Annotated in this window: 8 protein-coding genes; 6 read left to right on the top strand and 2 right to left on the bottom strand. The window is 54.6% G+C overall.

Annotation, left to right across the window (positions count from 1 at the left end):
• Window positions 1-212: 212 nt before the first annotated feature.
• Together QUD59_RS01895 and QUD59_RS01890 are read right to left on the bottom strand one after the other, a co-directional pair.
• Entirely contained in the window at window positions 213-6,524 is a 6,312-nt protein-coding gene (locus tag QUD59_RS01895) for an AAA family ATPase (protein ID WP_286240977.1), read from the bottom strand.
• 2 nt (window positions 6,525-6,526) lie between these two features.
• The gene (locus QUD59_RS01890) at window positions 6,527-7,258 is read right to left on the bottom strand and encodes a response regulator (protein ID WP_286239230.1); all 732 of its coding nucleotides are present in this window, start codon (window positions 7,256-7,258) and stop codon (window positions 6,527-6,529) included.
• Between the two features lie 576 nt (window positions 7,259-7,834).
• Between QUD59_RS01890 and peaA the strand changes: the two genes are divergently transcribed.
• The 6 genes from peaA (at window position 7,835) to qhpE (ending at window position 14,885) form a co-directional block, all read left to right on the top strand.
• Window positions 7,835-9,418, top strand: a complete 1,584-nt coding sequence (gene peaA, locus QUD59_RS01885) for a quinohemoprotein amine dehydrogenase subunit alpha (protein ID WP_286239229.1) — start codon at window positions 7,835-7,837, stop codon at window positions 9,416-9,418.
• Between the two features lie 59 nt (window positions 9,419-9,477).
• Window positions 9,478-10,911, top strand: coding sequence for a quinohemoprotein amine dehydrogenase maturation protein (peaB, locus tag QUD59_RS01880; RefSeq protein WP_286239228.1), 1,434 nt, complete (start codon window positions 9,478-9,480; stop codon window positions 10,909-10,911).
• 4 nt (window positions 10,912-10,915) lie between these two features.
• Window positions 10,916-11,239, top strand: a complete 324-nt coding sequence (gene qhpC / locus QUD59_RS01875) for a quinohemoprotein amine dehydrogenase subunit gamma (RefSeq protein WP_286239227.1) — start codon at window positions 10,916-10,918, stop codon at window positions 11,237-11,239.
• Window positions 11,240-11,252: 13 nt separating this feature from the next.
• A complete protein-coding gene (gene peaD / locus QUD59_RS01870) occupies window positions 11,253-12,380 on the top strand; it encodes a quinohemoprotein amine dehydrogenase subunit beta (protein ID WP_286239226.1) in 1,128 nt (375 codons plus the stop codon).
• A gap of 99 nt (window positions 12,381-12,479) precedes the next feature.
• Window positions 12,480-14,213: an ABC transporter ATP-binding protein gene (locus QUD59_RS01865; protein ID WP_286239224.1), complete on the top strand. Its 1,734-nt coding sequence runs from the start codon at window positions 12,480-12,482 to the stop codon at window positions 14,211-14,213.
• 3 nt (window positions 14,214-14,216) lie between these two features.
• Window positions 14,217-14,885, top strand: coding sequence for a subtilisin-like serine protease QhpE (gene qhpE / locus QUD59_RS01860; protein ID WP_286239222.1), 669 nt, complete (start codon window positions 14,217-14,219; stop codon window positions 14,883-14,885).
• The last annotated feature ends 3 nt before the right edge of the window (window positions 14,886-14,888 follow it).

Here is a 14,888-nt window from a genome sequence, read left to right as displayed (position 1 = left end):
GCATTTTATAACTCGTTGTTTATGCAGGCAACTTGAACCTGTTCAGGGATCACCAGACGAAACCGGGTGGCTGTTGTTTTTATTAATATCTTAACTTTAAAGTGATACGTAGTTGAGCATATTATTGCTCAAAACTGTTATATTTTCCTGTTATAAATAGATCTTAGGATAGAACAAAATTGCCTTCTGAAAGGGAAGGCCCCGGTTACCCATTATGGGAGCAGGGCCAGTTGTTCGCAGCTTTGTCTGTAGATCGAACGCAGTTCTTCCAGTTGTGTTTGCAATGCTTCCGGATCAGCCGTTTCGGCTTCATTTTCCAGCGTTTTACTGGCTTTTTGCAGTGCGCTGAAGCCGAAGTTGGCGGCCGCCCCGGAAAGGGTGTGGGCCTTCTGTACCAGCTTATCCCGCTGTACCTGTCTGAACGCCTGATCAAGTTCATCAAGCAGGTTGATTGCCTGATCGTGGAACTGCTGTAGCAGGTGACTCAGGCTTTCATCGCCGAGCATCTCCCGGTGCTGTTTTATCAGCGCCAGATCTAACAGCCCCCCGGATTCCGTCTGTTGCTCAATGGTAGTGCCGGGTTGTTGTCGCAGCAGCAGTGCCTGCAACTCCTGATACTGGATCGGTTTCGCCAGCACGCCATCCATGCCTGCGGCCAGATAACTCTCGATCTCATGGGGAGTAACGGAGGCGGTCAGGGCGATAACCTTGACGCTGGCTTTATCCGGGTCCGGGTGCTGGCGGATACGGCGGGTTGTCTCCACGCCATCCATATCCGGCAGGTGAATATCCATCAGGATCAGGTCGTAATCATGATCGTTATGCATCGACAGGGCGGTAAAGCCGTCGTCGGCGATGCTGACCCGGTGGCCGTCGCTTTGCAGCAGCCCCTGTGTAACCTGTTGGTTCACCGGGGTGTCTTCAACCAGCAGGATATCCAGCGCCTGTCGGCCGGTAAGTGGCTGTTCTTCCTGAAGTTGCTGCGGTGCTTCAGAGGCGATCGGGTAGGTGAGTTCAAACCAGAACGTGGTACCACTGGATTCTTCGCTGTCAAAGCCGATCCGCCCGCCCTGCTGTTCGATAATCTGCTTGGTGATCGCCAGACCCAGCCCGGTGCCACCGTAGCGGCGGGTAATGGAGCTGTCTGCCTGAGTGAAGTGCTGGAATATTTTTGCTTTGGCCTGATCGGCAATACCGATGCCGGTATCTTCTATGCTGAAATGCACTTTGACCCGGTTATCCTGAAGCGTTTCTCCCCGGGCCTGAATCCGGATATAGCCCTGATGGGTGAACTTCAGAGCGTTGGAGCAGAGGTTCATCAGGATCTGATTCAGCAGGCGCTTATCGCCCAGCAGGGGAGGCAGGCTGCGATCGATCGCCGGGACTATCTGCAGGGATTTCTCCTGCGCAACCGGCAGGAACAGGTTGTAGGTTTCGTCGAGCACCTGTTGCAGCCAGAACGGTTTCTGTTCCAGTTCAAGCTGGCCTGATTCGACCTTGGAGTAGTCGAGAATATTGTTCAGGATCGCCAGCAGGGACTGACCCGCGTTGTAGATGGTTTCTACCTGTTCGCTCTGCGCCTGACTGAGTTGACCCTTTTTCATCAGTTGTGCCATGCCGAGGATGCCGTTCATCGGGGTGCGGATCTCGTGGCTCATGGTGGCGAGGAACAGGGATTTAGCCTCATTTTCGGCCTCAGCTTCGTGCCGTGCCTGCTCGGCGGCTTCCTTGGCTTTTCGCTCGCCAATATCGGTCAGGGAGCCTTCGTAGTACTGAATCTGTCCGTTGGCATCGATCACCTTGCGGGCGGAGATGGAAACAAACAGCGGCTCCCCGGATTTGGTGCGCCAGCGGGTTTCAAAGTTAACTACCTTGTGTTCCCGGTCCAGCTTCTGCAGGCATTCATCACGCTCATCATCATCGAAGAAGCATTGTTTGGTGATGTCGCTGATATTGCTGTGGAACTCATCCATGGTCTGGAAACCGAGCAGGGCCGCCAGTGCCGGGTTGGCGGAGATAAACTGCCCTCGTGGCGTGGTTCGGAAGATCCCCTCAACGGCGTTCAGGAACAGGGATTTAAAGTCGTGCTCGGATTGTTCCAGACTCTGGTAGAGCTTGGCATTTTCGATGGAGATCGCTGCCTGAGACGCGAGTATCTGCAAGGTTTCCAGCCGGTCACGATTGAAAACGTCACTGCTCTGGTTGTTTTCCAGATAGATGATGGCGGTCAGTTCGCCGTGGTAGAGGATCGGTAGCGCCAGTAATGATAACGGGCGCACGTCCCGGATATAGCTGTCCTGCTGGAACATCTCATGGGCACTGGCATTGCCAAGCACTACGTTTTCCTTGGTGCGGGCGACGTAGTGGATGATGCTGGTGGGTAAGATTTCTACGGCCCGGTTCAGCGGCATCTCCTGAAAGAATCGGGTCTCCTGATCGATCATGGTTTCTGCTGAGAGCACCAGACTGTCGTGGTTCATCAGCAGGACAGCGCGCTGTGCCCCGGCATTGACGATGGCCAGCCTGAGCAGGGTGGAGATCAGGGGTTCCAGCATAATCTCGTCAGAGATCGCCTGTGAGGCTTTAATGACCGAAGCGATATCGTAACTGTGGTGGCTCAGGTGATCGTCACGCTCGGCCAGATTATGATTCGTTTCTGTCGGCAGTAGCGGGTCCGGATTGATAAAACTGAAGCGCTGCTCCAGTTGTCGGGTTTTGCTTTTCGCGCCCCAGTCAGCATAAACCTGATGAGCCTGGTTAAGGTAATGCTGGAACAGGGGTTCTTTCTGCCACAGACGGTAGCAGTGTCCGGTGAGTTCCAGGCAGATGGCATGATCGAGTGTAAACTGCTGTTTCTGCGCATGGCTGCTGGCCTGATCAAACAGATCGATGGCGCTGCTGTAACGGCCTTCACAGGTGAGCAGCATCGCTTTCACCAGCAGATAGTGGTGGCGGTGATTTTCCGGCGCATAGCGGCAGAGTTTCCCGGTCTGTTTCAGGTAGCGTCGCGCTCGCTTCAGGGTGGCCGGGTGCTCCAGTACGCTGGTCTGCTCCAGCAGCATCAGACTGTTCAGGGTGGCGAAAAAATGCAGCTGCGGAGCGGTATAGGTGCCGCTGATATAGGGGGCATAGGCGCTGGCTTCAGCAAAACAGGTTTCCGCTTCAGTGTAATCCTGATAGATAAACGCGAGCAGGCCCTTGTAATGATAATGCAGGCAGATCGCTGTTCGGTGATTGTTGCTGCGGTACTCTTCCAGCATCTGTGCTTCGTTATAAAAGGCGCCATCCAGCCCGGCTGGTGAAGGCCCGGTCAGGGTATCCACGGTCTGCTGGGTCATCAGGGTATAATCCAGCGATTGCTGCTGCCCGGATTCACGCAGTTGCAGAACATACTGTTTCAGCGACTGGGCAAAACTGCGCAGATTGCCGTTCAGGGCAAACTCATACTGGGAGTAAGCGGCCAGCAGGTAGGCGCTCCACTCGATATCACCCCCTTCCAGCGCTTTGATATGGTAATCAAACAGGCTGTCAGCGCAGATGCGAAGCGGATCTTTAAAGTGCCGTACATAGGCGTTGTAGAGGTATTGGGTCTGGTGCTCCCGGGGATTGCCCAGTTGCTGGCTCAGTTCTATTGCCAGATGGCCCAGACGCAGGCCTTGTGGAATCTGGCCATATTTGCCGCAGAGTATCCCGGCGTAACCGGCAAAAGCCATGGGAGACTCGTCACTGAGTCCGTGGCGCAGCGTCAGCTCAACCTCTTTTGCCATAACCAGAGGACGCAGACCTGAGCTGGAAAACTTCACCACGCCAAACATATTCGCCAGTAACGACATGGCGGCGAGCCGGGTGGGATCGGTAATTATGGGCAGGCTGAGGATGCGTTTATCGGAGTAGCGTTGCAGCAGCAGGCTGAGCTTAACCCGGTTGAGGGCGATACTCTTTGGCGATGGCAGCAGCGGCAGCGGGGTTTTTAACTGTTGCAGCAGTCGGATGGCGACCCGCAGCGCTTCAGAAAACTGATTTTGCGCCACCAGTGCGTGGATTCGCAGCTCCTCTAGCTGGCTCTTCTGGGGCAGGGTCTCAGCATTGGGGATTGCTTCGCTCAGCAGTCGGTCCAGAAATTCAAAATCGGCCCGGATATAGGCGGTTTCGGCGGCGTGTTTCTGCAGGTCTCTCAACAGGGCGCCCGGTTCGTTTCGGGCGGGCAGCAGTGAGAGCCCCTGAGTGAAATACTCAAACGCAGATTCGAATGCGGCTGACTCCTTGGCGCGGATGCCTGTTTTCAGGTTCAGCCGGGCCAGCTCCGTGCGCTCTTTATCGCTGCTGATGAGGGATTGTGACTGATTCAGATGATTGGTTACGTCAAACAGGCGGCGGCCCAGTTCGGCGATCGGCAGGCTGGCTTTGAGCTCCTGACCGATCTGATAGTGCAGCGGGGCCAGTTCATCCGGGCTGATCAGTGAGTATGCGGCCTGCTGAACCCGGTCATGCACAAAGCGATAGAGGATTTTTTCCGGCTCAGAAGCCGGGTCGTAAAGGTGACTGTTACCCAGCGGTAGCAGCAGGCCTTCGGTCAGGGCCTGCCAGAGGTTATCTGCGGTCTCAACCGCATTCAGTCGACACACCCGGGAGAGAATATGCAGGGGCACCGGGTTGCCGATACAGGCGGCGACCTTAAGTACCCGCAGTGCCTGACTGGAAAGCCTCTGTAGCTTATCAACCATAAAGTCGATAACGCTGTTGCTGATCTCGCATTCGCGAATCTGCTGGTCATCCCAGGTCCAGCCATTGTTCTGGAAGCTGATCAGCCCCTTATCATAAAGATCGAGCAGGAACTGGTTAAGAAAGAAGGGGTTACCGCGGGTTTTCTGGATGCAGATCCGGGCCAGTTCGGCACATCGATGACGCGGTTGGCCCAGTGTATCCATCACCAGTTGGGTGATGTCCTCAAGCTGCAGCGGGTGAATCTCCAGCTGCTGTACCTCTACCGGGGCCTGTTTCAGATGCTCAATCGCCAGTTTGAACGGGTGGTTGCTGCTGAAATCCTGATCCCGGTAGCTGCCGATAATCAGCAGATAGGGGTGCTGCGGGTTATGTGAAAGTTTACTCAGCAGTTTTAGGGATGAGAGATCGGCCCAGTGCAGGTCATCAAAAAACAAGACCAGCGGATGCGCAGCGGTAGCGAATACTTTGAGAATCTGCCGGATGACGTGGGAGAAACGGTGCTGCTCCTCGGACGGTGGCAGTTTCGGTGCAGTGGGCTGCTTACCCAGTATCAGTTCCAGTTCCGGGATCAGGCGAAACAGAACCTGTGCATTGCTGCCGGTGGCTTTGAGCAGATCGTCACGCCACTGCTGAATACGGTCATCGGACTCGGTGAGTAACTGGCGGATCAGTATCTGCAGGGCCTGATAGATCGCCGAGTAGGGGCGGTTGCGGTGATACTGATCGAACTTGCCCGCAGCGAAAAAACCGTGGTGCTGGGTAATGTACTGGCGAATCTCATGGGCCAGACTGGATTTCCCGATCCCGGCATAGCCGGTGATCAGGGTCAGTGACTGGCGGCCACGGGTAATCGCATCAAAGCTGCTTTTCAGCGCGTTAACCGTAAACTCCCGGCCATAGAGTTTCTGCGGCAGTTCAAAGCGTTCCGATATATCTTCTTTACCCAGAGCGAAGGGGCCGCGCTTCTGGCTGGCGTTCATAGTTTCGACGGCCTGCAGGTCTTTACACAGACCCAGGCAGGATTGATAGCGCTGTCCGGCATCTTTGGCCAGCAACTTCATAATGATCTGGGACAGGGGTTCCGGCAGATCTGTGTTCTGGATATAGGGCTCGACCGGTTGGCGGGCCAGATGGCAGTGGATCAGTTCCAGGCTGTCTTCGCTCTGAAACGGCGGGGCACCGGTGAACATCTCGTAGAAGGTGGCACCGAGCCCGTAATAGTCGCTGCGATAGTCGATCACCCGGTTAATTCGCCCGGTCTGCTCCGGGGCGATGTAGGCCAGATCCTGCTTGCTGCTGATCGCCGCCAGGGATACCGGGTGTTCCCGTTGCAGGCGGGAGCTCAGACTGAAATCGATGATCCTGATCTGCAGGGTTTCCGGATCGATCAGCAGATTGTCCGGGCTGATCTGTTTATGAATAATGCCGGCCTCGTGGATCTGACCCAGCGCGCGGGCGATATTCAGTGCAGCGCTCAGTCGCTGCCGGAAGTCAGGGCGTTGCAGGCTGAGCCAGCGGCGCAGGCTGAGCGATCCGGCGTCCTGAAACAGGATCTGATTGCCCTGTTCGCTCTGGCGCAACTCCAGTGGCTTGCAGATAACCTCCAGATCAAGCTGGCTGAGGATGCTGAATTCATGGCTGAGCCGGAGATTACCGGTTTTATTCAGTTCGCTGCGCGCCAGTTGTTTGATGATCACCGGAAACTGCTGGCCGCCAGCCCGTTCAATGCTGCCGCGGGAGATGCGGCTATGTTTTCCTTTGTGCAGTCTTTCCGTGAACCGAAGCCGGTCTGTGACCATGCTCAACTGACCTCACCGGCAAACATGTATCCGGCACCGTGAGCGGTGAGAATAAAGTGGGGGTTAGCCGGGTTATCACCCAGCTTACGCCGCAGGCGGCCGACCATGACATCCACTGAGCGATCGTTAGGGGTCCACTCCCGGTCATGGATCGCGTCCATTAGCTGGTCACGGGAAAGGATGGCGCCGGGTGTCGCCAGCAGGCAGGAGAGCAGTTTGAACTCTCCCTCCGGCAGGCGCTCGCTGACCCCCTGAGGGTCGGTCAGCAGGCGTTTGTTGGCGTTCAGGCTCCAGCCTTCAAACAACCATTGCTGGCTGTTGCTGTTCTCGCTGGCGCGGGCCTGCTGGCTGTCCCGGACCCGCCACAGCAGGTTTTTTGCCCGAACCAGCAACTCTCGTGGATTGAAGGGTTTGCTGACATAGTCATCTGCGCCCAGCTCCAGACCCACGATACGGTCTATTTCGTCGCCCTTACTGGTCACCAGAATGATGCCGACGCTGGAGACGGAACGCAGTTCCCGGGTCAGGGTCAGGCCATCTTTTCCGGGCAGGTTGATATCCAGCAGAACCAGATCGATCCGTTCATTCTGTACCCGCGTACTGAGATCGTCCGCCTGCTCTGTTTCACTGACGCTGTAACCCTCTTTGCTCAGGTAACTGGACAGCAACGAGCGGGAGGCCAGATCGTCTTCAACGATAAGGATGCGGTAAGGGGTATTGGCATTCTGATTCATAGGGGTTCATCAGCAAGGGTTTGATTCCAGTCTAGCAACCGCTTCAGGGCATGAAAAGTATTCGGTGTAACGGGGTGCGATAATTAAATACTCTTTTTATTTCATTAGCTTATGATTTTTGAATGATCGATTGTTACAGTTTGTTACATAAGCCGACAAAACAACACATCTGCCCGGTACTTCATTTACATCATTGGCGTACTTTGGGCATACCCAAACAAGGGAATCTGCGAATAAGTCCTGTTAGTGCTCTGCAAGCCCTGAAGCCTGTAGATGCAAGGCGCAGTTCGCCGTTAATGGCCGTAGTCCTTAACAAGAGCTGCAACACCGCAGATACAGGCTGCAGGGCTTGCCCTGCGGGGCTTCAGTGATGATTCACACTCGGTGTCAGTATTTTTTGTAAGGTCCAGACATTACTGCAAAATACTTCCTTGATTGTGAACCATCACTGGAGCCAGAGTGCCTACACGACTTGTTCGCAGGTTCCTGAACATCCGCCGGATAAGCCGCAGGATGTTTGCTATATAACAAAGGATCACCAAAAAGTGGGGAGTGATAGTCTTGAAAAATCATAGCATGAAGCGGGTTCTACGCTTTGGCGGGGCTGTAGCTTTTCTGGGGTTTGCAAGTGCTGCGTCGGCGATAGACGGGCCGCAGATCATCAAGGAAAACTGTCTGTTGTGCCACAGTGAAACCGGTCAGGCGGAAGCGCCGTTCACGCGCATCAGCCAGCAGCGTAAAACCCCGGAAGGATGGCAGATGACCATCAACCGTATGAAGTCACAGCGCGGTCTGCATATCTCTCCTGAGCATGAGCGGGTGCTGATTAAGTACCTGGCTGATAATCAGGGTCTGGCACCGAGTGAGACAGCAGGTCTGCGTTATGTTCTGGAACGTGAGCCGAACGTAGTAGAGCAGGATGTGCCCGAGCATGTGGCAGGCACCTGTACCGGTTGTCACTCCAGCGCCCGTTCTGGTCTGCAGCGCAGAACTCAGGACGAGTGGGAAAAACTGGTCCACTTCCATATGGGGCAGGTACCTTCGATTGAATTCCTGGCGGGTCATCGTGACCGTCCATGGTTCCAGATTGCTGTGGATGAGACCAGCGTTAAGCTGGGCGAAGGCTATCCCTTCAAATCTAAAGCCTGGGATGACTGGAAAGCAGCGCCTAAAGCTGATCTGAAAGGCGACTGGGCGATGTCTGGCTTTATGCCGGATAAAGGTGAGTTCACCGCGACCATGTCTGTGATGCCGAGCCAGAAAGATGAATACGTGGTACTGATCAATGGTCACTACGCGGACGGCTCCAAACTGAGCGGCAGTGGCAGTGCTAAGGTGTTCACGGGTTACGAATGGCGTGCGGCTGTCGTGATCGACGGACGTAACGTGCGTCAGGTGTTTGCGGCCTCTGAAGACGGTAAGCAGCTGAGCGGTCGTGCGTACCTTAAAAATGACGATGTGATGGGTGGTTCTGTTACCGCGGTTAAAGCGGATAAAGCTGCCACGCTGGTTTCTGTTTCACCGGCTTCCGTGAAGCAGGGTGCAACTCAGACGCTGGTGATCGCGGGTGCCAACCTGAGCGACAAAGTCTCTCTGGGTGCCGGTGTTAAGGTTGAGAAAGTGCTCAGCCAGTCGGCCGATCGTCTGGTTGTGCAGGTGAAGGCTGCAGCCAATGCGGCGATGGGTCAGCGCGATCTGAAAGTCGGTGATCAGACGCTGGCCGGTGCGGTTGCTGTTTATGACAGCGTAGCGCGTGTTGAGATCACTCCGTCAGAATCCATTGCCCGTATCGGTGGTAATGGTGGTCCGATTCCTAAGCAGAAAGCGATCTATCGCGCCGTTGGTTATGCCGCGGGTGCCGATGGTAAAGCGGGCACTGAAGATGACCTGTCTCTGGGTTATCTGCCAGCAAGCTGGACGCTTAAGGCTTTCGATGAGATGGCCGAACATGACAATGACCTGAAATACGCCGGTTCGATCGATGCCAAAGGTATCTTTACACCGGGTGATGCGGGTCTTAACCCTGAGCGTAAGATGTCCACTAACAACGTGGGTAATCTGGCGGTTGTCGGTACAGTCAAAGATGGCGCTGATGCAGTGAGTGGTCAGGCACATCTGATGGTAACCGTTCAGGACTTTGTCAAAGAACTGATTCAGTAATCTGAATGTGATAGCAACCTCAACCAGCCTAAGGGCATACAAATATTAACGAGGTGAGTATGGGATCTCTGTCTCTGGTAAAACCGAACATCCACCTGGTGGACCTGAAGTCACGCACTATGCTGTTTCATGTGCCAACCAGCGGTCTGTTCGAACTGGATGAGATGAGTAAGGATGTGATTGATCTGTTTGGCGAACAGGGTGAAGTAACAGCGCCAATGATCAAACAGCGTCTGGAAGACCGTTATGCGGCGAGCGATGTGTTCGAGCTGCTTGAAGAGTTCAAGTCGCTGGAAATCATCCACGATAGCAACGGTGTTGCACGCTACAATCCTGAACCGAAAAAGGTCGAAAATTTTCCGTTAACCACGGTCGTACTGAACGTTAACACCGGCTGCAACCTGAGTTGTACCTACTGCTACAAAGAGGACCTGACGACCCCTTCCGAAGGTTTGAAAATGTCGGTAGATACGGCGATTCAGTCGGTTGAGATGCTGCTTAAGGAATCTCCTGATCAGCGTCAGTACAACGTTGTTTTCTTCGGCGGGGAACCGCTGTCGAACATGCCGCTGATCCGTGAAGTGGTGGCGTACTGCGAACGCCGTTTTGCTGATCTGGAAGCCCGGGTGGATTTCACTCTGACAACCAATGCGACACTGCTGACTGAAGATCTGATTGACTGGTTTAACGAGCACCGTTTTGGTCTGACCATCTCTATGGATGGCCCAAAGGCGATGCACGACAAAAACCGGATCACGGTCGGTGGTCAGGGTACTTATGATGTGGTTAAGAAAAAGGTCGATATGCTGCTGTCGCGGTATACGGCGCGCCCGGTGGGTTGCCGTGTCACCCTGACCAAGGGTATCACCGATGTGGAAACGATCTTTGATCACCTCTATCACGACCTGGGCTTCGCCGAGGTCGGATTCGGACCGGTAACTTCGGGTGATATTGCCGCCTTTAACCTCTCCGAAGAGGAGATGGCTGAGGTGTTTGAAGGGCAGAAGCGTCTGGGTAAAAAGTACCTGGAAGCGGCGCTGCAAAACAAAAACTTCGGTTTTGGCAATATGCATCAGTTAATGACCGACCTGCACGAAGGCAATAAGAAACAACTGCCCTGCGGTGCCGGTGTGGGTCTGCTGGCGGTAGATAAAGAGGGTGGTCTTAACCTCTGTCACCGTTTTACCGGATCGGATATGCCGCTGTTTGGGGATGTGGAAAACGGCATCGATAAACCGGCGCTCTCCAGCTTTATTGAGGAGCGTCTGGATCGTAGCGGTAAAGGCTGCGAAACCTGCCGTATCCGTAATATCTGTTCTGGCGGTTGCTATCACGAAAGCTATGCAAAATATGGTGATCCTGCGAAACCGTCCTACCACTACTGCGATCTGCTGCGCGACTGGATCGACTATGGGGTAGAGATTTACTCGCAGATTATGCTCGAGAACCCGGGGTTCTTTGATGCATATGTATCTCCACGAAGAGGTGCTTAATAAGATGAAACACTTAAAGTCATTCAATAAGAAAGCAAAAATGCTTGATGCCGCCGTTTCCCAGGGGGATGTGGAAGAGGTGGTAGCGATGCAGTCGGTTGTCGGCTGTACCTCCGTGAACGATCCGGGCTGGGAAGTAGACCCGTTTGGTGGCCTGGGTTCCCTGTGCCAGCCGATGGAGTCTGACCTCTACGGTTGTGCAGACGCCTGCTGGTGGCCTGCTCAGGTACCAGACACTATGTCGACCCATCCTAACTGGTCTCAGGATGTGGCTAAAGCAGATGAAGACTGGCGTAAGATCGATGCCATCTTCCCGGAATCTGAGTAAGGGAGTGACAGTGATGAAACGTAAATCCAAGTTCAGCCCGGCGAAGCTGCTGGGTGGTGCGATGACCAGTCTGGCTCTGCTGGGTACCGGCTTCAGCGCTCAGGCGGCGACTGACGAGTACCTGCTGACGGTGACCCGTCCTAACCAGTTACATGTGATTGATACCAAAACTGACAAGGTACTGCGTAGCTGCGATGTGCCGGGTATCTTCGGTAATGGTGGGGTTGCACCTTCTCCGGACGGTAAGATCGCTTACGTGATGACCAATAAATGGGAAGACGTGGTTGGTTTTGATATCAGCAACTGCGAGATCGTCTTCTCCATGAAACAGTCCTCTCCGACGGAGCAGGTGAAGAGCATGATCTCTATGGCAGTGAGTGCCGACGGTAAAGAGCTGTATACGGTTCAGAACCCGGTGAAACTGCATAAAGATCACTTTGAAGCTCTGCAGCCACGTCTGGCGGTATACAACACCGCTGATGGTCTGGATGCAAAACCGGTCCGTACTTTCCCGGTAGACCGTCGTATTACCAAGCTGGGTTTCATTGAGAAAACCGGTGAGGTTATTCTGGGTGGTGGTGACGTTAAGGCGATTGATGCCAAGACCGGCGAAATCCGTACTCTGGCGAAACTGCAGAACTGGGATCGGGATCAGAGCGAGTGGGTTCCACCTGATGCCTTCCAGATGCACACCATCGGTGAGCACATTGGCGAATACATCATGCCGTACTTCACTATTAAGTGGAACGGCGAGCCGGGCGATATGGAGAAAGCGGAGTTCCTCTGGGGTATGACCCGTATCGATACCAAAACCGGTGAGGTGGAAACGGGTGAAGTGCTGCCATTTGAATTTATCGTATTCAACTGGCTGACCGACCCGAACGACAAAGATGTGGTGTACGGCTCTTTTAACCAGTTGTCCAAGCACAACATCAAAGAGGGTAAAAACCTGATCGTTCAGCCTCTGGCACACACCTACTACAACCTGAACATGCTGCAGGATGGTAGTAAGATCTATGTCGGTGGTACCTCGAGTGATATTTCGATTCATGACCCGAAAACGCTGGAGAAGATCGGTTCGATCCAGCTCACCGGTGATATGTCGACCTCTGATCTGCGTATTGCAAAAGTACAGCGCTAAGATTAGGGTAATCACTTATCAGTAAGAAAAGGGGCGATTCTTATCGCCCCTTTTTTGTCTCAGACTGAATCCGATAATCAGAAGAGTGTTAAGCACCTGATGCTGAAATGGCTTTCCCGCACCGTTACCCACGATAACCCGGCCCAACTGGAACAGGCTTTCCGCTGGCTCTACAGTTTTGTCCGGCCACAGAAAAAATCGATTCTGGGGCTGTTGTTGCTCTCGATGTGTGCCTCTCTGCTGGTGCTGCTGCAGCCCTGGCTGACCAAGATGCTGATCGATGACGGCCTGCTGGCTAAAGACTATTCCGCGCTGGTGACTATTGCTATAGGGATGATCTTTGTCGGGATTTTCAGTACAGCCCTGTCGGGTGTGAACCGCTACCTGCACACGGGATTATCTGGCCGCATTCTGTTTGCTTTGCGCAATGATCTTTACCAGCACCTTCAGGGTTTATCACCTCTGTTTTATGGTCGTCAGCGGATCGGTGATCTGATATCGCGACTGGATGGCGATGTTGCCCAGATTCAGCGTTTTGCGGTCGATAGCCTGTTCTCTGCGGTCAGCAGTATTCTCGGGCTGGTCGGCGCCGCAGTGATGATGTTGCTGCTCTCCTGGAAGCTCTCCCTGCTGGTGCTGATCATGATTCCGCTGGAGGTGCTCTGGTTACGCTGGATGCGGCAGAAGGTCGAGGTGCAGACCCGGCGCTTGCGCGAACGTTCGGCCGATATCTCCAGTTTTCTGGTGGAAACGCTGCCAGCCATGAAGTTTATTCAGTCGGTTGGTCAGGAACCGCGCGAGCGGAAACGGCTTGAAGGGCTGAATCAGGAGTACTTGGGTGATCTGCTGAAACTTCAGGTCACCGAATTCTTTACCCAGGCGATCCCCAATACCCTGACGTCCATGACCCGGGCCAGTGCATTTCTGATTGGTGGCTACTGGGTGATTGAGGGGCAGTGGCAACTGGGTTCGCTGATCGCTTTTTCTACCTATCTGGGTATGGCCGTCGGGCCGGTGAACAGCCTGCTGGGGCTTTATGTGGCGGTACAGCGAATGAGCGTCAGCCTGGGGCGTGTTAACGAATTACGTTTGCATCAGCCGGATGTTTCAGCATCCGCATCATTACAGGCAGATCTGCCCGCCGGTTTCGGTGAATTACGTATCTCCGGTCTCGACTTTGCCTATCCGGGGCGTCAGGAGAAGGTGTTTGATCAGGCTGAACTTTATATACCCGGTGGCAGCAAGGTGGCGCTGAGTGGTACCTCCGGGGTGGGTAAATCAACGCTGGTGGATCTGATTCACCGTCACTTTGAACCGGCAGGCGGCGAGATTCTGCTGGATGGGCAGCCGGTTAATTCCATTGCTCCGGCGCTGCTGCGTACTCAGGTGGCGGTTGTCAGTCAGGATATTGTGCTGTTCCGCGCCTCCCTTAAAGAAAATATTCGCTATGCAGCGCCTTCCGCCAGTGATGATGAGGTTGAGCAGGCGGCAAGAGCCGCTCAGTTAAATGGCTTAATCGAGCATCTGCCGCAGGGTCTGGATTCGGAGCTTGGTGAAAGAGGTCAGCAGCTTTCCGGTGGGCAGCGCCAGCGCATTGCGATTGCCCGGGCGATCTTGCAAAAGCCGCGTTTGCTGATTCTTGATGAAGCGACGGCGGCGGTGGATGAACAGACCGAAGCTGAGGTGATAGCGGCGGTGGATCATCTGTTCAGCCAGCAGACCCGTATTCTGATTTCGCACCGTGCTTCAACCCTGCTGGGGGTTGATCAGCACTATCAGGTTGAGGGCGGTAAGCTGAAGCCGGTTGCGGTTTCTGAGCTGACAGTGGAGTAACCGATGACAGTCAAAGTAGGTGTAATCGACAGCGGCGCCGCCGCGGATCAGTTGCTGGCAGACAGTGCGGCTTTCTACCTTGAGGATGGCGCGCTATGGATGGGTGAGGCGGGGCCTGATGAGATGGATCACGGTGCCCGGATTGCCGAAATTATCAGCCATCATGCGGCGCAGGCTGAACTGTATATGGCTCAGGTATTTGATCGTCGCGGGGTAACCAGTCCGGCGCAGGTTGCGGCTGCAATCGACTGGCTCTGTGAGCAGGGGGTACGCCTGATCAATATGAGTCTGGGCCTGCGTCAGGATCGCGAGGTACTCGCCGGCGCGGTGGCACGTGCGGTTGCGCAGGGGGTGATCCTCTGTGCATCCTCTCCGGCACGGGGGGAGCCGGTCTATCCTTCGGCCTATCCGGGTGTTTTACGCATGACCGGCGATGCACGTTGTTCGGTCGATGAGATCTCCTGTCTGGAAACGGAGTTTGCCGACTTTGGCGGACACGTACTCGGATTTGATGGAGTTCAGGCCCGGGCAGGTGCCAGTCTGGGTTGTGCGCATATGTGCGGTCATCTGGCTAAACTGTTGCAGGAGCAGCCCGGTCTGAAGAGCGCCGAAGCGGCTGCCATACTTAAACAGCGGGCGGTTTATTTTGGCCCGGAACGACGACTGCGCTAGAGG

Source organism: Neptuniibacter halophilus, from assembly GCF_030295765.1.
Classification (GTDB): domain Bacteria; phylum Pseudomonadota; class Gammaproteobacteria; order Pseudomonadales; family Balneatricaceae; genus Neptuniibacter; species Neptuniibacter halophilus.
The sequence above is the reverse complement of the archived record's forward strand: the minus strand, read 5'-3'. Positions and strand labels throughout refer to the sequence as shown.